Raw genomic sequence first — 20,849 nt, 5'->3', positions numbered from 1 at the left:
AAACTTTTACTCCATTTATCATTCAAAAAGGAAGAATTTGAGACAAGTTGTTCATTTTAAATAAAATAACAACTACTCAAAATCACGTTAAAAATTGCATTACATTTCGTTATTCATACGAAAGTTACTATTTTTGAAAAAAGAGAATGAGATGAAGCATTATTTAAGATATCGATCGATAAAAAAATATAGTGCCGTTTTGCTACTCTTCCTTTGGATGGAGGGAATAAATGCGATTGATGCAGCTACTCCAAAAGAACATACAACAACACGAGGACAGGTTGCACAAAGAGAACAAGCCGAACAAAAAAAACATGCCCCGTTAACGTTTAATCAGCTTTCCACTTCCGACGGACTGCCTACCAACGAAGTGCAGAAGGTATATCAAGATAAAGACGGATTCATTTGGTTTGCCACCCGATACGGACTATGCAAATATGACGGCTATCAAATCAGTGTCTATACGCGCCGACTAAACAACCCGAATTCCCTCTCAAACAACAATGTTCTGTGTTTGGCCGAAGATCACGATCACCACTTGTGGATCGGCACGCAAGACGGTTTAAATGTTCTGAACAAAAGAACAGGAAATATAAAAAGAGTACCTGTTCCCGGCATTCCCAATCCCGTAGTTTCATGCATTCTGGTAACCCGCAACGACGAAATATGGCTTGGACTCGACGAAGGATTGTTCAGGTATTCTCCCAAACAAAACGAATTTGTCTATCTCAACAGAAATAGCACTAACGGCGTACTCTCCGACAGTCCCGTCAAATCCTTCCTGGAAGACTCCTCCGGCGATATCTGGATCGGTACATGGAACAGGGGTTTATTCCGCTACGATTCCAAAAAACAAGTCTTTGTGGCTTACCCGCAAATGAACGAACGCAATTCTGCTCATGTGATCTATGAAGACAGTAGAAAAAATATCTGGATAGGAACATGGGACGCAGGTTTGCAATTGCTAAAGAATCCGCGCGATCCGCAGCAGGTTTCTTGGCAAACTTTCCGCAACAATCCCGACGACAGCTTCAGCCTTTCCGACAATATTGTTTACGATATCTGTGAAGATGTCAATACAGGCGCGTTGTGGATCGGTACCCGTAGTGGATTGAGTATTCTGGAATACGACCATCCCGAACGTTTCATCAATTACAAATCCACCCAATCGTTTTACCGCATTCCGAGTGACGAAATCAATTCCATCATCCGCGACCACGAAAACAACATCTGGATCGGCACCATAGGCGGCGGGGTATTCATCACCCATACCGAAAAAACGCCTTTCCATACTTTCACTGTCAACATCCCGCAAGTTCCCACATCAACGGTGCGTTCACTTTTGGTTGATCAGGATAACAATATTTGGATAGGAATAGGCACTTACGGTCTGGTTTACTACAACCGTAAAAACGGTACATATCGGCATCAGTCGCAAATTCCCGAATTGAAAACCATGGGATATGCTACCATTTACGATATTCTTCAACGAAAAAACGGCGAAATCCTGTTCGCTTCCTACGGCAACGGACTTTACAGCTACCGCAAAGGCGTGCCCTGTCGGCAATTCACTTATGCCAACAGCTCTTTCATCAAAGAAGACCGCATCATTTCGCTCTACGAAGACAGTCACGCCAATTGCTGGATAGGAACGCAAACCGGCGTGGGCGTTTTGCTGCCCGACGGCAACGGATTCACCTTGAACGATCTGATCGTGGAAGACCAAAACCTCTCCCAATGCTATGTGAAAGATATCCTCGAAGACCCGAATCATAATATCTGGCTGGCTACCATCAACTACGGGTTAATCCGGCTAACGGGAGATTTTGCCTCGATGCAGCACATCACCTGTAAAAATTACTGCTTCGAAAAGCAAAACATTTCAACCAACAGCGTGCTCTGCCTTCATCTCGATAAACTCAACCGCCTTTGGGCAGGTACCGAAAACGGCGGACTGTTTCTGTATGATGAAAAAACAGATTCCTTTATCGGGAAAAATCCGCCCCACAACATACTCGGCGACATGGTGGGAAGCATTGAAGAAGATCGCGAAGGCAATCTCTGGCTGGGAACCAACAAGGGATTGATCAAACTCTCTTTCAACCCTGAAGCCGAATTGGATTCTTTCCGCATCTATACCACCGCCGATGGACTTCAAGACAATTTTTTCATTCCCAAATCTTCATTTAATCACGACGGCGAACTTTTTTTCGGCAGCTACAAAGGTTTTATCGGCTTCTCACCCGAACTTATAAAACATGCTGTGGTCGAAAGCCCTTTTTTCATAACCGACATCAAAATATTCAATCGATCCGTTTCCGATATGCAGGAAAAAGAAAGGGAAAAAATACTGGAACAAATGCCTCCCTATACGAAACGTCTCATCATTCCGCACAAATACAACAATTTCAGCATCGAGTTTGCTTCCTTGAGCTATCGCAATCCCGAACTCACCCGATATGCCTACAAACTCGACGGATTCGATAAAGAATGGCAATATACCGATTCGAAAAGGCATTTCGCTTACTACAACAACCTGTCACCCGGCAATTATACTTTCATGCTGAAAGCAACCTCACAAAACGGCATCTGGAACAACGAAATCCAACAAATTTCCGTTAAGGTGCTTCCCCCTTTCTGGCTCACATGGTGGGCATTCACCCTTTACGTTGTAATCACGCTCACGATTGGCTGGCTCATTTACCTTAATATACGCAACCGCATCCGGCTGAAAAACAAACTGCAACTGAAACAGATGGAGCAGGCTAAAGCCGAAGAACTCAATCAGACCAAACTGCAGTTTTTCACCAACATCACGCACGAATTTCTCACGCCATTGACCATTATTTCGGCATCGGTAGACGAATTGAAGATGACTACGCCCCGCTCCGACGACATTTTCACCGTCATCACACAAAACATCTCCCGCCTGATGCGCCTCTTTCAGCAAATACTGGAATTTCGTAAAGCCGAAAGCGGCAATCTCCGCTTGCGTGTATCGTATGGTAATCTTTCGGATTTCGTAAGAACAAAAACCGAAAGCTTTCGCCCTTTAATCAAAAAGAAAAAAATACACCTCTCTTTTGTGAGCAATCCCGAAAACATCTCCGGTTATTTTGATCCCGACAAAATAGACAAAATGCTCTACAATCTCATCTCCAATGCGGCCAAATATACGCCGGAGGACGGATTTATTCAGGTAAATCTCGCTTACAAAAACAATAATCGCGACTATGTTCTTCTATCCGTCAAAGACAACGGCTGCGGCATCTCGGCCGAAGATCAAAAAAATCTGTTCACCCGTTTCTACGAAGGCGATTACCGCCGCTTCAATACCACCGGAACAGGAATCGGATTATCGCTCACCAAAGACCTGGTCAATCTCCACTATGGCGATATCCGGGTAGAAAGTGAAAAAGACAAAGGCTGTACCTTCTATCTCACTTTCCCCATCGAAAAATCATATTTCAACTCTTCTGAAATAGAAGAAGAGCCGACCGCCGTCATCGATGAAGAACGCACAAATAATCCGGCTCAAACCACAGCTGTTTCCGAGAGCACAGACTCCAAAAACAAATTACAAGCGCCTACGCTGCTGGTGGTCGAAGACAATGAAGAGTTGCTGCAACTCATGGTACGCCTGCTGGGTAAAGAATACAACGTACTCACGGCAGAAAACGGCAAAGAGGCCGTCTCTATTATCGAAAACGAAACGGTGGAACTCATCATCTCCGATATCATGATGCCCGAAATGGACGGCATCGAATTGTGCCGGTTCGTCAAGAGTACCATCGAATACAGTCACATTCCCATCATTTTGCTCACAGCCAAAAATAAGGAGGAGGATAAAGCCGAAGCCTACGAATCGGGCGCCGACGCATTCATCAGCAAACCATTCAACTTGAGCGTATTGTATGCACGAATCAAGAACCTGCTGAAAAACAGGGAAAGAATGGCCGGCGATTTCAAAAATCAGGTGTTTTTCGAGTTGAAAGACCTCAACTATACCAGTATCGATAAGCAGTTTATTCAAAAAGCCATCGATTGTGTTTACCGCCATCTCGACGATGTCGAGTTCGATCAGACACAATTCGTGAAAGAGATGGGAACCAGCAAATCCACGCTCTACAACAAACTCAAATCGCTCACCGGGCTCAATACCTCGGCTTTCATCCGTAACATCCGCCTGAAAGCTGCCTGCAAAATTATGGAAGACACCCAAAGCATCCGAATCTCAGAATTGGCATACAGCGTAGGATTCAACGATCCCAAATATTTCAGCGCCTGCTTCAAAAAAGAATTTGACATGCTTCCAAGCGAGTATATGGAAAAATTCACCATCAAGAACGAGTCAAAGGGAGAACAGGTTGAAACAGGAAAACCGTAAATTAAACGAAAAAACCGGCTGCATCTTCCCGTCGTTTTGCAAGCAGACGTGCCTGTACGAGAAAATGCAGCCTTGAATCTAAAAAGCCGAGATAAAAACCCTACCTCATTTGATTTCCAACGTAACGATGGATTTTGCAGGAAGGTTCACCGTCAGTGCGCCTTCGCCTACTATTTTTGCACCGTTAAATGCGGCCGGTTTCACCATATTCGGGCTCTCAAACGTATTGTGGTCGGTCAGATTAGCCGCCGTCAAAATCTCTCCGGAAACTTTTCTTCCCTTCAATCCGGGTAATTCCACGGTAATTTCCTGACTGTTATCGGCATCCACGTTCGAGAGGGAAAGATGAATCACACCCTTCTTGTCGCGCGAAGCCGTGGCGCTAATCATCGGCACAACTCGGTTCTCTTCCACCATCTTTTTACCGCATATCAAATCGAAAGGCAGATACGTGGCATCCTGATGCACCTTATACATACGGAAAACGTGATAGGTTGGCGTCAACACCATTCCCCCTTTGTCGTCGGTCAGAATCATCGCCTGCAATACGTTCACCATCTGGGCAATATTGGCCATCACCACACGGTCGGTATATTTATGGAAAACATCCAACGTGAGCGCAGCCACAAAAGCATCGCGCAACGTATTCTGCTGATACAGATGTCCACGCACCGTACCCGGTTCTTCATCCCACCAAGTTCCCCATTCGTCTACCAATAAACCGATTCTCTTACGTGGATCGTATTTGTCCATGATGGCAATATGATTCTTCAGCACTTGCTCGATTTCCAGCGCCTTGCCCAGCGTCCGGTAATAATCATCCACTGTAAACTGCGTGGCCGAACCCTTGTTATCCCATCTGTGAACGGTATAATAATGCAGCGACAAGCCGTTCATGTGACGACCGGCATTTTTCATCAGCACCTCTGTCCAGTTGTAATCGTAATCACTCGCACCACTGGCCACCTTGTACAACCGATTTTCGCCGTAATTGCGGCAATAGGTCTGGTAACGCCGGTACATATCCGAGTAAAACTCGGGAGTCATGTTTCCTCCGCAACCCCAGCTTTCGTTGCCCACACCGATATATTTCACTTTCCAAGGCTTCTCTCGCCCGTTCTTGCGGCGCAATGCCGTCATCTCCGACTCGGCATCCGATGTCATGTATTCCACCCATTTTGCCAGTTCTTCCACCGTTCCGCTACCCACATTCCCGCTGATATAGGGTTCGCATCCCAACATCTCACACAAATTCAGGAATTCGTGCGTGCCAAAACTGTTGTCTTCCACCGTTCCTCCCCAGTTGGTATTCACCAGTTTGGGACGTTGTTCACGTGGACCTATGCCGTCCATCCAATGATATTCGTCGGCAAAGCACCCGCCCGGCCAACGGATTACGGGTACCTGCAATTCTTTCAGGGCTTCAAACACATCTTTGCGGTAACCGTTGATGTTGGGAATGGGAGAATCTTCGCCAACCCATATTCCACCGTAAATACACCGACCCAGGTGTTCGGCAAACTGGCCGTAAATCTCTTTGTGAATCACTTGTTCACCTTTGTCGGGATAGACCCGAATTACCGACTTCTGCTGCGCAAACAGTGCAACAGAAAACATTACCATTAAACTCAACACACTTGTCTTTCTCATTTTTAATTCTGATTTAATACCAATTTGGTATTTTATTGATTTATCTTTCCTGTTTACAGTATTTTTTCAATCGCTCATATTCTTCTAGGGTTATTTGAATCACCGCTCCATTGGTATTGGTATTGGCATTAACTCCGTATATATCACAGCCCCACCCAAAGACTGCATCTTGATCGTCAAATTCCCCATTTTATCCACAGTCGCCGTTTTCAAACCAGCCGTTCGGTCGTCCTTGTCGTAAAGGAGTTTCACCTGCCTCCCTGCCAGCCACGGCAGCGACAACGTGAGTTCCTTGGGCCGATGATCGGCATGAGTAGCGGCAACGTACCATTTATCGCCTGCCCGTCGGGCAATCACGCAAAACTTGCCGGGATAACCGTCCACAAAACGCGTCTCATCCCACACCACAGGCACTTTTTTCATGAAATCGAGCACATAGTCGGGCTGCTCCTCCAAGTTGTTCGGCGTAATGCCGAAATGCTGCAAGGGCGACTGATACAGTACCGCCGTTGCCACCTGAAATGCATCCGTCGTCCTGCGGTAATTGCCGTAACTGTCGTCCTTCGAAAACTGACGATTAAAAAACACCGGACCGAAATCCATCGCCGCCACCGCATTGCGCGTAAACGGCAAAATCGTGCTCACCAATGCCTCCTTGTCGGCAAAATCCTGACTGAAAACCAGGTTCTCCGAAGCCAGGGTCGCCTCGCTCGTGAAATGATTGGGATACATCCGCTCCCACCCTCGCGGCAAGGTCGTGCCGTGAAAGTTGACAAACAAACCATAACGGTCGGCATCAGTCAAAATATCCTCATACAGCTTCATCGTCGCCTGTTTGTCGCCGCCAAAGAAATCCACCTTAATTCCCTTCACTCCCAGCTTCTTCATCCATTCCATCTCTTTCCGCCGGGCAGGAGCCGTATCCATTTTGTGCTTCGGTCCTTGCGGCGCATCGTTCCATGTCCCGTTGGAATTGTACCACAAGATGACATCCACACCCTTCGACTGTGCATAGGCAATCAGCGACGGCATGTTCTCGTACCCGATCTGCTTATCCCACAGTGCATCGATCAGAATGTATTCGTAGCCCATCGCCGCTGCCAGATCGATAAACGTTTGCTGATCCCTGTAGTTGCAGCTTGCGTCCTGCCACAAGATCCAGCTCCACGTGCTGCGGCCAAGTACATAATACTGCGAAGGCTCGTACAGCGGTTCTATTCCGTTACATGCCGAGGTGGTCTCCACGATCGGCTTCAACGTTTCACCCACCGTCAGGGTTTTCCACGATGTCAACAACGGCAAGGCAGCAGTAACGGTAGTGTCGCCTATCCCGCCGTTTTCTCCTTTCATCGGAAACTCAACAGTGTACAACCCGTCGTCCGTTCCCTCGCTCAATCGCGTTCCGGCATACTTGCTGCTCACACCTGTTTCCGAAACCAGCACCCATCCGTCGTTCCCCACATGAAACAACGCCGGAAAAGTGTATCCCAATCCGTACCGCGAAGGGGTTCCCACCGGCTCTTCCACCGTATATTCTTCTTCATAACTCGGTTTTGATTTCATCCAACCGCTGCCCGCAGGCGCCTGCGGCGTGATAAAGGTGGTGGTACCGGCAGGAAAATCGAACCCCGTTCGTTCGCGGTAAATCGTACAACGACACTTGTCCTTCGAGCGGATGCGGTAAGCAAACGAAATATCGTTATTGCCCACCCGGAAAATCACATCCAGTGAATCGTTGGCGGCGTTGATGTAAGTGGCTGTAAGTTCGTTAGACACATAGTGCACCCGACTTACTTTGCCGTGAGGCAATGCATACGTTTCGTCCACTTTCCGCATCACACTGCCGACAGGATGCAGACCGGACGAAAAATCGCCGATCGAAGTCTCCAGTCCTAGCGGCGAAGGCTCCAGCAAGGTTTTACCGCGATATTCCACCTCATACCGCACTGTCCCCTCTTCTTGCATTAATTTCACTTTCAGCCCACCGTCGGGACTGCACACCTCTTGCGCAACCATGCTCTCAACAAAGAAAATGCATAACAGTAACGAATAAAAACATCTCATTATCGCGTTTTTTTATTTCAGTAAACGAATTTCGAAAACCGACGAAGTTACTCCCCCTTCGGCTGGTTTAAAAACAATGGTGTGTTCTCCGCTTTTCAGAGGCGGAAGAGCATACGTCAACCGCACAAAATCATCACCGATCGGTTCCACTTTCGGTTCACCTCTCAACTCCTTGTCATCGATCAGGATAAGCGAGCGATTTGCCTCATTTTTATGTTGTACAATAGCAAGATAAGAAGCCGGCTCTTCTGTTTTCATGCGGTAACCGAACCACCCCCTTGCTTTTCTGAAATGCCGGTTGTTAATGTCTCCCGTCTCCGAATCTTCGTAACGAATAAAATGGTCGGACTCCGACTGTTGTTCGCCGGGATAAATCACATCGAGTGTTCGGTTTTCTATTTCGTCATATTGGTTTTGGTATAAGGTACTTGCTTGTTGCGAGGCATCATCCTGCCCGCGCTCGGCCTGCGGAAAATAAATGAGATAACGTTGGTTGTGCAGCGCATAAAACGGAATAAACTCCATGTCCTTCCGTACTGGGAACGTCTCCCCTGTATAAACGAATCGCAACCCCTCGTTATCCAATCTGCTGAGCGAACTTTCAATTTCGGCCGGCGTGCCGATAAAAGCAGGGATTTCGTTCAAGGGAATCAACTTCCCGTGAGCGATATGCCCCCCTCGGCTGTCATCTGCATATAATCCTTTCAGATCCTCCGTACCCATTGGCGCAGCCAACACAATCGGACCATACTGAAAAGCATAATAAGGACTCTTGTCGGGCAACTGCACCAGGTTGACCTGCATAGGCAGACGCAACGTCACGCTGTCGCCTTTCTTCCACTTTCGTTCCAGTGTCAAGTATTCACCCGTCACTGCTCCGTAGCCAAGCCATTCGCCGTTAACAGACACTTCAATTTGTTCGGGCTCCTTCACCCACGAAGGAATCCGCAGTTTCAATGCCAGCTTTTTACTCTCCGCCTCTTCAAACGTAAAATTCATCTCTCCGTTGTACGGGAAACGCGTACGCTGCGAAAAAACAACCTCCTTTTCCTCCCACGTCAAACGCGAAGGAATAAAAAGATTCACATACAACGCATCCTTGTCGTGCGCATAGATCAATTCGCCGTATTTGGCATGATTCTCCAAACCCGTTCCCACACAGCACCAGAAACTCGTTTCCGGCTGTGAATATACCCGGTAATGACCCGGACGCATCGGCGTAAAATATACAAAACCGCCCCGTTCCGGTTCTTCCGACGAAAGAATATGGTTAAACAGCGCCTTCTCGTAATAATCCATCAGGTACACTTCAGGTGTACTCTTATACAGCATCTTCGTCAGTCGCAACATGTTGTAGGTATTGCACGTCTCTGGCCCCTGCACATCCTCGATCATCGCACCGAAATCGTCCGGCGGATTGAAATGTTCCCGCACACTGTTTCCTCCGATACACACCGAGCGGTTTTCCGTCACCGTTTTCCAGAAGAAACGGGCTGCACGGTCCCAATCGGCATCGTTTTCGTTATCGGCAATACGTTTATATCCGATTACCTTAGGAATCTGTGTATTGGCATGCAAACCCGTCAAACTGTCCTTTTCCTGTATCAACGGACGCAATATTTTTTGGTGCGAAAAACGGTGAGCCAACTGCAGGTATTTCTTATCGCCGGTAATTTCGTAAACCGCAGCAAACACCTCGTTCAGTCCGCCATGCTCGCTCTTCAGCATCTCCTGCATCTGTTCGTCGCTCAACCCCGCCGTAATGTCCAGCATCCAGTCGGTATATTTCACCAACATATCCCGTGCCTGTTCACTCCCGACATGAATATATGCATCCAGTAAACCGTTGTAAGTCTTATGGATATTGTACAGCGGAACCCATTTGCCGTTCAGGTCGAACGAACCCGCCCGGATATCGCCCCGTTTAATCTCTTCCCACAACGCCAAACTTCCCGGCGTTCCTCCGATGAATCCCGTACCTACATGATCCTGACACCGTTTCAGCTCATCGAGAAAATAATCCAGCCGCCGTTTCACTTCCGCATCTTCGGTCGCCGCATACATCATCGACAATGCCGAAAGGTAATGCCCGCCGATATGACCGTCCAACCCCGTATTTTCCCAATTGGGATACGAAGGCGCCTTGGGTTGAAGTCCGGCCTCACGCAGAAAAGGCGACAGCAGCCGATCCGGCTCCAATGCCAGCAAATACCGCAAGTCGGTTTGTTGAGCAGAAAGAAAAGGGCTGTCCAATAACCGAACTTGATTAAGAGAAAATAAATCGACCTGTTGCCTGGTTTGTGCCGTTAACGGAAAAATGCATAATGCGATACCCATTAACAAAACGAAGTTCTTCATTGGTTTGCCCTTTCCATTCATAATTTGTAATTTGTAATTATTGACTTATATCCCTGAACTACACCATCCGATTTTGCCTTTTTCTTTCATAAAGGAGGATATATATAGCCAATAAATACTTAATGTTTCGTAAGGATATTCTCGGTAAAATTGCCGATTTCCAGGTACCGTTTATACAACCCGGCATATTTTTCCGCATTCGCGGCATCCGGTGCATATTCCCGGTCGAATCCCGGGTTCATCGCAGCCCGGGCATCCTCAACCCGCTCGTAGAAACCGGCTGCCGTAGCGGCAAACATGGCTGCGCCCAATGCACAGGCCTGCTCCGTGCGGCACACTTTGATCGGCATGTTCAACACGTCGCACAGGGTCTGCATCACAAACGGCGACTTCAAGGGAATACCGCCGATAGCGATGATGTTGTCGATCCGTACCCCTTCCTTGCGCATCTGCTCCACGATGGCCTTCGAACCGAAAGCCGTAGCCTCAACCAATGCCTTGAAAATCTGCGGTGCCAAGCTGCCCAGCGTCAAACCCGTAATCGTTCCCGTCAGCTCCTGATTGGCAAACGGCGTACGTCGGCCGTTCATCCAATCCGTAACCACGAGGGTACTGCCGTTGTCCGTCAGCTTTTCGGCCTCCGCCGTCAATGCGGGAATAATCCGGTCAACCGTCTCCCTGATCAGTTTCTTCTTGGTTTCCTCGTCCAGGAGCGTGCTCTGCGATACGATGCAGTGCAGCGGAAATTCCAGCACCCGCTTAAACCAGGCATACACGTCGCCGAAAGCCGACTGTCCGGCTTCCAGTCCGATCATACCCGGGATCACCGAGCCATCCACCTGACCACAGATACCGGCGATGAGCTTATCGCCCATCTCTTCGTAGGAAGCCACCATGATGTCGCAGGTCGAGGTGCCGATCACCCGAACCATCGTATAGGGCTCGATGCCGGCTCCAACCGCTCCCATGTGGCAGTCAAACGCACCCCCGGCCACCACCACGTCGGTGGTAAGCCCCAGCCGCTTTGCCCACTCTTCCGTCAGATGTCCCACCGGCACGTCGGCCGTGAAGGTATCCGTGAACAACCGGTCGCGAAAACCCAACAAAAGCGGATCCAATGCCGTCAGGAACTCCTCGCTCGGCAGTCCCCCCCATTTTGCGTGCCACATCGCTTTGTGTCCGCAGGCACAACGGCTGCGCACAATATCTTTTGCCCGTTTCACACCCGTAAGCAGTGCCGGCATCCATTCGCAGTGCTCGACGATCGAATAAGCCGCGCCCCGCACCTGTTCGTCTTCACGCAAAATGTGCAACGCTTTCGACCAGTACCATTCCGAAGAATAGACCCCGCCGCAATAAGCCGTGTAATCGATCTCCCACCGTTTGGCCAACGCGTTGATCTCGGCCGCTTCCTTCACGGCCGTGTGGTCTTTCCACAACACGAACATGGCGTTGGGATTCTCGGCAAACTCAGGCAACAAGGCCAGCGGAGTACCTTCTTCGTCGGTAAACACCGGTGTGCTTCCCGTCGTGTCAAAGGCAATGCCGATCACATTTTCGGCTACATCTGCCGGACACATCGCCAGGCATTCCTTCACGCTCGCTTCCAGCACCTCGATATAATCAAGCGGATGCTGACGGTATTGATTCTTCGACGGATCACAATATTTTCCCGCAGTCCATCGCGGATAATATTTTACCGAAGAGGCAAGTTCTTCCCCCGTGCGGGCATTTACTACCAACGCACGAGCCGAATCACTTCCATAGTCCAATCCAATTACAAATTTATCACTCATTACATCAATGCTTTATTCAAGAGATAATAGATTTCGTTCAGATGCAATTCCTTTTTGAATTCGGGAATTGTCGTATTATTATCGATCGCAACCTTTTCGATGCCTGCTATTTCGGCATAATCGTCGAGATATTCCATTGTGAGAGCAGACGAAAAACTGGTATGATGCGTACCTCCGGCAAGAATCCAGGCAGCAGCTCCTACTTCCAAACTGGGTTGCGGAATCCATAAGGCACAGGCAACAGGTAGTTTGGGCAGTGGCTTGGGTTCAATCAAATCGACTTGATTCACGATCATTCGAAAACGATTTCCCATATCTACTATTGTTGCTGCTATACCTTGTCCGGGTTTTGCCGTAAATATCAATCGTGCCGGATCGGCTTTTCCTCCAATTCCCAATGGAAATACGTTCATTTGAGGTTTCCCTGCCGAAATCAACGGCGACACTTCAAGCATGTGAGCTTGCAATATGGCACTACGCTCTCCATCAAAATGATAGGTATAATCTTCGAGGAATGAGCATCCTCCTTCCAGTCCCTGTCCCATAAACCACATCGAACGCAGAAGTGCAGCAGTTTTCCAGTCGCCTTCGGCGCCAAATCCATAGCCTTCGGCCATCAAACGTTGTGAGGCAAGTCCCGGAAGTTGATTCAATCCGTGCAATTCGTCAAAATTGGTTGTAAATGCTTTAGCACCCTTGTCTTTCAAAAACCTACGCAGTGCTATTTCGATTCGGGCAGCTTCAAAAACTTGACTGCGGTCCTTACCTCCAACCTGTACGTTTGGCGCAAAATCGTATTCCGATTCATATTGTTTCACCATTTCCGCAATCTCACTGTCGGTTACTTTATCCTGATATGCAACCAAATCGCCGACGGGATAGTAATCGACATGATAGCCGAGACGCATTTCGGCCTCAACTTTATCGCCGTCGGTAACGGCAACATTATTCATGTTATCTCCAAATCGAACGATAATCATGTCCTGCGCATCGGCCCATGCGGCAGCAACCCTCATCCATACCGCAATCCTATCCTGAGCCTTTTTGTCCTGCCAATGGCCAACCACTACTTTGCGATTTTTTCGCATCCGCGTAACAATATGGCCGAATTCACGGTCGCCGTGTGCCGACTGATTCAGGTTCATGAAATCCATGTCGATTTCGTTCCAGGGAACTTCCTTGTTGAATTGCGTATGAAAATGCAAAAGCGGTTTTTTGAAATTCTGCAATCCATGTATCCACATCTTAGCCGGCGAAAAAGTGTGCATCCAGGTGATCACACCTATACATTTGGGATCGTTATTTGCATCCGAAAACGTTTTGCTTATTTCGGCCGAAGAATTGACAGTTCCTTTATATACAATTTTTACGGGTAAATTACCCGAATTGTTGAGTCCGTTCACCATTTCGTTCGAATGGGCATCCACGGCAATCACCGCGTCGCCGCCGTACAGCAGCTGTGCACCCGTTACAAACCATACTTCATAATTTTGGAATGACATAATTTTATTTTTTTATCGTATTAATATTTTTGTTTATTGTCCGTAATATGCATTTTTACCGTGTTTGCGTTGGAAATGCTTCGTTATCAGGTGCGGATTCATGGTAAGATTGGGATTAATATTCAATGAAATAAATGCCATTTTAGCTACTTGTTCCATCACCACTGCGTTGTGAACAGCCTCGTGCGCATCTTTCCCCCACGAAAAAGGCCCATGATTTTTTACCAATACTCCGGGAATAAAGTCCGGATTTAATTTTTCAAATCGTTTCACAATAACTTTGCCGGTTTCTTTTTCATATTCGCCTTCCACTTCTTCTCGCGTCATATCATTCGTACACGGAATGTTGTCACTAAAATAGTCGGCATGGGTTGTTCCAATGTTGGGAATATCTTTTCCGGCTTGTGCCCAAGCAGTTGCATAAGTAGAGTGAGTGTGGACAATCCCACCGATGTTGGAAAACGATTTGTATAAAACTAAGTGAGTGGGTGTATCGGACGAAGGTTTGAGCTTGCCTTCTACGATTTCTCCATCCAAATTCACAACCACCATATCTTCCGGCCTCATCACATTGTAGGATACGCCCGATGGTTTGATCACAACCAAACCTTCGTCTCGATCTATCGCACTTACATTGCCCCAGGTGAAAATGACCAATCCGTGTTTTACTAAATCGAGATTAGCTTCAAATACCTGTTCTTTTAATTCTTTCAGCATGATCTAATAAATTATATTTACCAAAAATAGATGTAGAACGCTACTGTTATACCCAATATGATCACCGTATGGATGATATCCCAATGGTTCCAGCTGGCACGAGTCACCGCCTTCTGTTCAGGGGTGGCCGTCCCAAAGACAAGCCCCTGAATCTTTTCCTCAGAAGGTGCTTCAGTAAACAAACTAACTACGACAATAATAACAATACAGAACAAAAACATCCAACCGCAGAAGAACAACCAGTTAACATCGTAAAAAATATATTTGAAAAGTGTTTGCGCAGCATCCGGATTATTGCTGTAAAATACGTTCGCACCCAATCGGGTCAACCCTATTATCAATCCGGTTATCAATCCCCACATCCCGCCTTTGGCCGATGTTCTTTTCCAAGTAACGCCCAGAAGAAACGCTGCAGCTATGCCCGGAGCAAGAACCGATTGCACATCCTGTAAATACGTATAAAGAACATCGCCTATGCTACGCATGATAGGTATCCACAAAATACCCAATACTACGATAAACACAGTTGCAATTTGCCCAACGACTACCAATCTCTTTTCAGAAGTATCAGGTTTAAATCGCTTATAAAAATCGATTGTAAACAAAGAAGCGGACGAATTGAATAATGAAGCCAAAGAACTCATCAATGCAGCTAAAATTCCGCACACAACGACTCCTTTAAATCCTGCCGGCAATAATTTGGCAACTAATACAGGAAAAGCGGAATCCGAATTTATTTGTCCATTGGAAAGCATTGGAAGAAAAGCTTCTCCTCCAGCACCTATGCTTTTTTGATGAATGGCAAATGCAATCATACCGGGTATGAGAAACAGAAATACAGGTAGAAGTTTTAAATAAGCTCCGAAAATGGCTCCTCGTCGTGATTCTTTTTCGTTTTTGCCCGACAGCACTCGCTGCACAATAAATTGATCCGTACACCAATACCAAAATCCGATAATGGCAGACCCTATCAAAGCTCCAAGCCAGGGAAATTTCGGATCGTTGATGTTTCGCATCAAGTCGGTCATCTTGTCTCCATAATCATTTACAGGGACAGCTCCAGCTATACGAATCATTTCATCCCATCCGCCCAATTCCTTTAAACCCAATACAAGGATAACTGCTGAGCCAAGCAGCAAAATCGGCGTCTGAAGAACTGATGTGTACAATACCGATCTCATTCCTCCGAAAATTGTGTAAACAGCAGTAATCAATACAAGGCCGATTGCCGCAATCCAGAAAAAGTCGATCCCCCACAACTCCTGTATGCCAAATACCTGCTGAAATACCAAGCCTCCGGCATAAACCGTTACAGCAACTTTTGTCAATACGTAACTAATCAAGGAGATAACCGATAAAATCGTCCGCGATTGCGAGTTATAGCGCTTTTCCAAGAATTCAGGCATGGTATATACCATGCTTCGGCTATAAAACGGCACGAAAACCCACCCCAACAACAAAATCAGCCATCCCTGTATTTCCCAGTGCGCCATCGCCATACCACTCGATGCTCCCGCTCCCGCCAAACCTACAAGGTGTTCCGATCCGATGTTAGATGCAAAAATCGAGGCCCCAATTGCAATCCACGTCGCATCTCGTCCGCCTAAAAAATAATCTGCAGTGTCATCCTGTTCCTGCTTCATTACCCACACCACAATGCCAATGAGTACCAGCAAGAAGATCCCAATTACAACCCAATCTAATAGTGCCACAATGTTTTTAATTTAAAAATTAAACAATTATTTATTTGCAATAATATCACGAAATAATTTAGTGTATATCGTACACTTTAATAGAGCGTAAAATCACCCATATAGACGAAGCTTCCTATATTTCTGTACTGTATTTTCCGGTGCTTTTCTTCAGATTATACTGATTGTTTCATTATTAAGATAAAATCGGTGTAAAATTAATACTTATTATTTTCGATTGAATCTTTAACTATATGTTATACAGCATAAATTTACTTTTTCCTTTATCTACATCGAAATACCTGAAAAAGACTTTATTCATTTGTTCCAATAAATATCCTATTTTCTCTTCTTCATATAAGTTGTCATGAGTATGAATAAGATCTATTCGATGAAGATTTTAATACATTCGTTGTTGGACTGTGCTCAAAACACACCGAATTTTACGATATTATTTCACCTTTTTGCCCCAATAGGTCGCATTCAGATTTTTTTCGGTACCGGCATATACCAATGTCACCCGGCGCGGAGTTGCTTCCCAATCGACTTCACGTTCAACGCAAACAATCACGTTGCCCAATTTCAGTTGTTTTTTAGCCACATCGTAGCTCCAACTCCCTGTCAACGCACCCGACATCGTCCCGTCAGCATTGAGCGTTAAAGCAGTTGCCGTGTTTTGTCGGCCGTAGGTGTATTCCAGTTTAATGTGCTCCCATGTCCCAACGAGCGAGTCTTTGGTTATGGTACCGTAGTCGGGTACGGCAGCATAACGTTCGGGCAGTGTTATCGGCCATAGGTTGTCGGGTTCGTTTGGAGAAGCCGGACACCATACGATGCGGCGTACATGCCCCATCATAATGGCATTGGAATAAGGGTTGCCGCCCACATTGACAGGCAATCGTCCTTGAGACATATAAAACCACTCATCGGTATTTTCCTTTTTAAAAATCGCACAGTGCGATATACCTACCCATCCGTAACCGAGATTAAATTTATACGGGTGGGTTACAATCGGATAGCAATCGCCTTCACCGTTGGTAAAGTTGCGGCCGTTGATATCGTAGTATGGCCCGTCGATGTTTTCGCTTCTCACCACTCGCGTATTGTAAGGCACGTCAAGCGCATCGTAAGCCATAAACAAATAGTAGTAACCATCTTTGTATATGATTTCGGGAGCTTCACTGGCTTGCCAGCGCGACGATGCCCGACGTGTGCCGATTCTCTTACCATATCGGGCTGTCAGTTCAGCCACACTGTCAGCATAAGGTTCACCGAGCTTGTTGAGCGGTTTTCCGGTTATAGCATCCACTTCCAACAGCGCGAAACCGCTGTGCCACGATCCATGAATGAGGTAATGCTTCCCTTCGGGCGTTACAATATAGGTAGGATCAATGGCGTTGTAGTAAAAATAGGCATTCCAATCCGATAAACTCGAGCGATTATAATTCAGACCTCGATCGGACGAGGAGGTGGTCACGAATCCCTTGTCGGTCCAAACGGCACCGGCAGGATCGGTCGACTCACACATGCCTATAAAGGCACGTTCTGTCCAGCTTCCATCAAAATTGGTCTGAGTGTTGGATTTCTCTGTTTTGATGTAGTTATCGATGACAATACTGTAATACATGCGCAAGATCTCCTGTCCTCCAACGTTAACCCTACGTACAACCGGCGCCCAGTAACCGTATTGTATGTCATCTTCGGGAATGGCCTCGAGCCCCATGCGCGATCGAATGGCGTTGAGCGAGTCGGCAACCCAGGTTGGCGCATCATAAAAAGGTCCGGCAACCCATTCCCAATTCACCAAATCGGTTGAGCGTTTGCCCTGAAAGTGGCCGTGTCCTTCGTGTGCATTACCATACGAAGCATCAGTGCCGTACATATAATAATACCCCTTGTAATACGCAACCGAAGGATCGTGAACGTTGGCCAGGTTCCAGCGGTTTCGGTTTGACCACGATGCTATCGACGAATAATCATCGGGATAATAAGGTAGAACATACTGCATAGTTTCACTATTGTTGTCTTCGGTAGGATTTTCCAAAGGAGATTTCTCGCATTGCGCAAGAGTCAAGGCTGAAACGAAAGGAATCAGCCATTGACATATCTTGCGCGTAATTGAAAACATTCCGTTTATTTTCAGTCTATTTTTTTCGATTCCGAATAGAGCAATTGCCCTATTCCGTCGGTTTCGATGCCAACCCTTGCAAAAATCATACTACTTGAGTTTGCTGATGGAATTTCAACTGAAAGCGTCGTGGGTTCACCTAAGGTAATGGAAGCAGCATCTTTAGAAATACGGGCTATATTATAGCCATTATCGGTGATAATCGTTTTTCCGAGAAAAAGATATACTTTTTTCAGATTACGTTGTGAGCTCACTTGGTTCACGGTAAATGTGGCAGTTACCTGAGATCCGTTTTTTTGAAAAGATACGTTACTCAGTGAAAAATAAGGCACAACAGGAACATCCACAATTGTATTTCCTCGTACTTCCACGTCTATAGAATCAGTATTGTTCTCCCAAGGTGCACCATTCATCCTTACAAGCTTGTACTTACCATCGAAAAGTACGGCCGAAAATGTACCATCTTGTTTGATAAATACCGGAATCTTTGTAAAATTGGCATACCCGTGTTGCCAAAGTTCCAATTCTAATGCATTCGATCTTACACCGACAGGCTCATTATTATAAATAATTCTTCCTGACAAAATCGAAGCCGGTTCATCGAAATTGTCTTTTTCGCAACTTACAAAAAATATAGAAAAAGCAATGATGGAGGAGATTAAAAATAGTTTTACTTTCATATCTTTAATTATTTTCTTAAAAATCAACTTATTGGAAAGGATTAGGAACAATTTTCGGATTATTGTCTCTTACGTATTGGGGAATAAAAGTATAATAATTCGACAACTGAAAATATCGAGGTGTTAAAAATCGGGGAGCCACCATTTTGTCAAAAACATACATTCCATCATGTGGTCCGCCTACAACTCGGTATGGATAAAGGGCATAGAGCATAGCATCAGGATTGTCTCTGTCACCGTTCCAAACGATATGAGCTTTTCTCCAACGTTTCATGTCGAAATAGCGATGATCTTCAAATGCAAGTTCTATGCGTCTCTCATTCATAAGAGTTTCCATATCAATTGATTCGAGACTGTTTTCAGGATATCCGGCCCGTTCGCGTAGTTCATTCACGTAGTCTTTTGCATCACCTGCTTTGCCCAATTCAAGTGCAGCTTCGGCTGCATTCAAGTATATTTCACCTAATCTGAAATAAACCCACCAATTATCGCTTCGGATACCACGCGTACTGGTTCCTGCACCGGATTGAATGTATTTTCTCAAATAAAACCCCGAATTAGACACTTCCTGCATCGAACGATGCGGACCAGAGTTGCCAATGAGTATTTTGCCGTCAGAATAAGTCGTTCCAATATCTTCTCCTTCAATCGTTGTATATCCGGCGCCATTCCATACTTTTACACCGGCTTGTATGCCAACAGGAAGTCCCTTGAACGTAGTTCCTGAATATAAAACAGTTCCATATAACCGTTTATCTTTGTTGGCATAAATTCCGTCCAATGTTTCATAATAAATATAATCAGAATTATCTGCGGTACGATTTTTCAGTATACCCTTTGATCCATCTAAATACGGATAGCTTTCTACAAGATTTAAAACCGGAGTTATGCATGATGAACCAAGATTATCTTCTCGAAGGCCACGAGCTATATTATCATACGCAAACCAGTGCCGTTTGTCGGCTGATGTAAGATAATCCTTTGCCCAAATGACTTCGGGATTATTCGATTTTTTATCGAAAATTTCATAAAAATTCTCACCGAGATCGGGATTCTTTTTATACAATTCGTATTTGCCCGACTTAATTATTTCGATAGAAGCATCCAAGGATTTCTGATAATATTCATCGGCTTTGTCAGCAGGTATTCCAACTTCTCCGCCCTTGGTGGTAATGGGAACAGGCATCAAATTATTGTATTTTGCAAGCGAGGCAGCATAAAGCATGGCACGACTCTTAAGTGCCAATGCTGTGTATTTGTTGGCTCGTGTTTGGCTTCCGGCATTACCCAACTGATCTTTTATGGCATCCATCTCGTCAGCTATAAACTCATACACTTCGCTTTCCTTGGCACGTGGCAGCTGTAACTTCGAGGGGTCGCCACTAAAATCATATATGAGCTGATTGGTAATTAAAGGAACACCGCCCATTCTTTTCACCAATTCAAAATAATTGTAAGCTCTAATAAATCTAAACTCAGCTTTGTAAGCTTCTTTCTGAGCATCCGTCAGTTTCTCACTGTAAGTATCAATTCCTTCAATTGCAAGATTGATGTCGCGAATCAGATTATAGTTCCATAATTCTGCAAATGATGGCCAGTAAGATGCCAATTGATTTCGAAATTCTTCGCCCATATATCCTGACCACATAGCATCGTCGAACAGGGCCATGTCACGCCAAGTTCCTTCCAATCCTGTGAAAATGGGAAGTCGATTATAATAGTTTGCAAGAAGTCCGTCGATTTGTTTTGGATCGTTCCAAACCTGTTCTTCCATAATGATATCCTTCGGATTTCTTTCGAACCAATCGTTGCTGCATCCAATCATCGTGGTCGAAAGAAAAATTGAAAGAACGATGTATAAAATATTTCTTTTCAT

Annotated in this window: 11 protein-coding genes; 1 reads left to right on the top strand and 10 read right to left on the bottom strand. The window is 45.9% G+C overall.

The features are described from left to right. Positions 1 to 151: 151 nt before the first annotated feature. A complete protein-coding gene (locus tag EJN84_RS03455; protein ID WP_129594121.1) occupies positions 152 to 4,387 on the top strand; it encodes a hybrid sensor histidine kinase/response regulator transcription factor in 4,236 nt (1,411 codons plus the stop codon). A 105-nt stretch (positions 4,388 to 4,492) separates the two neighbouring features. On the opposite strand, the gene EJN84_RS03450 is transcribed toward EJN84_RS03455, so the two are convergent. The 10 genes from EJN84_RS03450 to EJN84_RS03405 all read right to left on the bottom strand — a co-directional run bounded on the left by EJN84_RS03450 (position 4,493) and on the right by EJN84_RS03405 (position 20,849). Further along, a complete protein-coding gene (locus EJN84_RS03450; RefSeq protein ID WP_129594120.1) occupies positions 4,493 to 6,037 on the bottom strand; it encodes an alpha-N-arabinofuranosidase in 1,545 nt (514 codons plus the stop codon). 99 nt (positions 6,038 to 6,136) lie between these two features. Continuing rightward, positions 6,137 to 8,101, bottom strand: a complete 1,965-nt coding sequence (locus tag EJN84_RS03445) for a glycoside hydrolase family 97 protein (protein WP_238943912.1) — start codon at positions 8,099 to 8,101, stop codon at positions 6,137 to 6,139. Between the two features lie 12 nt (positions 8,102 to 8,113). Further along, on the bottom strand, positions 8,114 to 10,459 hold the full coding sequence (locus EJN84_RS03440; protein ID WP_129594119.1) for a glycoside hydrolase family 127 protein: 2,346 nt from the start codon (positions 10,457 to 10,459) through the stop codon (positions 8,114 to 8,116). A 119-nt stretch (positions 10,460 to 10,578) separates the two neighbouring features. After that, a complete protein-coding gene (locus EJN84_RS03435; protein WP_129594118.1) occupies positions 10,579 to 12,255 on the bottom strand; it encodes a ribulokinase in 1,677 nt (558 codons plus the stop codon). After that, positions 12,255 to 13,757: an L-arabinose isomerase gene (araA, locus tag EJN84_RS03430; protein WP_394343074.1), complete on the bottom strand. Its 1,503-nt coding sequence runs from the start codon at positions 13,755 to 13,757 to the stop codon at positions 12,255 to 12,257. Before araA ends, EJN84_RS03435 begins: the two co-directional genes overlap by 1 nt. Positions 13,758 to 13,790: 33 nt before the next feature. Further along, positions 13,791 to 14,474 (bottom strand): L-ribulose-5-phosphate 4-epimerase, encoded by a 684-nt coding sequence (locus EJN84_RS03425; protein WP_129594116.1) that lies wholly within the window; start codon positions 14,472 to 14,474, stop codon positions 13,791 to 13,793. 17 nt (positions 14,475 to 14,491) lie between these two features. Next, positions 14,492 to 16,186, bottom strand: coding sequence for a sodium:solute symporter (locus tag EJN84_RS03420; protein ID WP_129594115.1), 1,695 nt, complete (start codon positions 16,184 to 16,186; stop codon positions 14,492 to 14,494). A gap of 430 nt (positions 16,187 to 16,616) precedes the next feature. After that, positions 16,617 to 18,293: an arabinan endo-1,5-alpha-L-arabinosidase gene (locus EJN84_RS03415; protein ID WP_129594114.1), complete on the bottom strand. Its 1,677-nt coding sequence runs from the start codon at positions 18,291 to 18,293 to the stop codon at positions 16,617 to 16,619. Positions 18,294 to 18,304: 11 nt separating this feature from the next. Further along, positions 18,305 to 18,973, bottom strand: coding sequence for a DUF3823 domain-containing protein (locus tag EJN84_RS03410; RefSeq protein WP_238943911.1), 669 nt, complete (start codon positions 18,971 to 18,973; stop codon positions 18,305 to 18,307). Between the two features lie 28 nt (positions 18,974 to 19,001). After that, complete coding sequence (locus EJN84_RS03405; protein WP_129594113.1) at positions 19,002 to 20,849, bottom strand: RagB/SusD family nutrient uptake outer membrane protein; 1,848 nt, start codon at positions 20,847 to 20,849, stop codon at positions 19,002 to 19,004.

Origin of the sequence: Seramator thermalis, from assembly GCF_004138125.1 — a bacterium.
Lineage (GTDB): Bacteria > Bacteroidota > Bacteroidia > Bacteroidales > Dysgonomonadaceae > Seramator > Seramator thermalis.
This window is presented reverse-complemented; position numbering and strand designations above follow the sequence as displayed.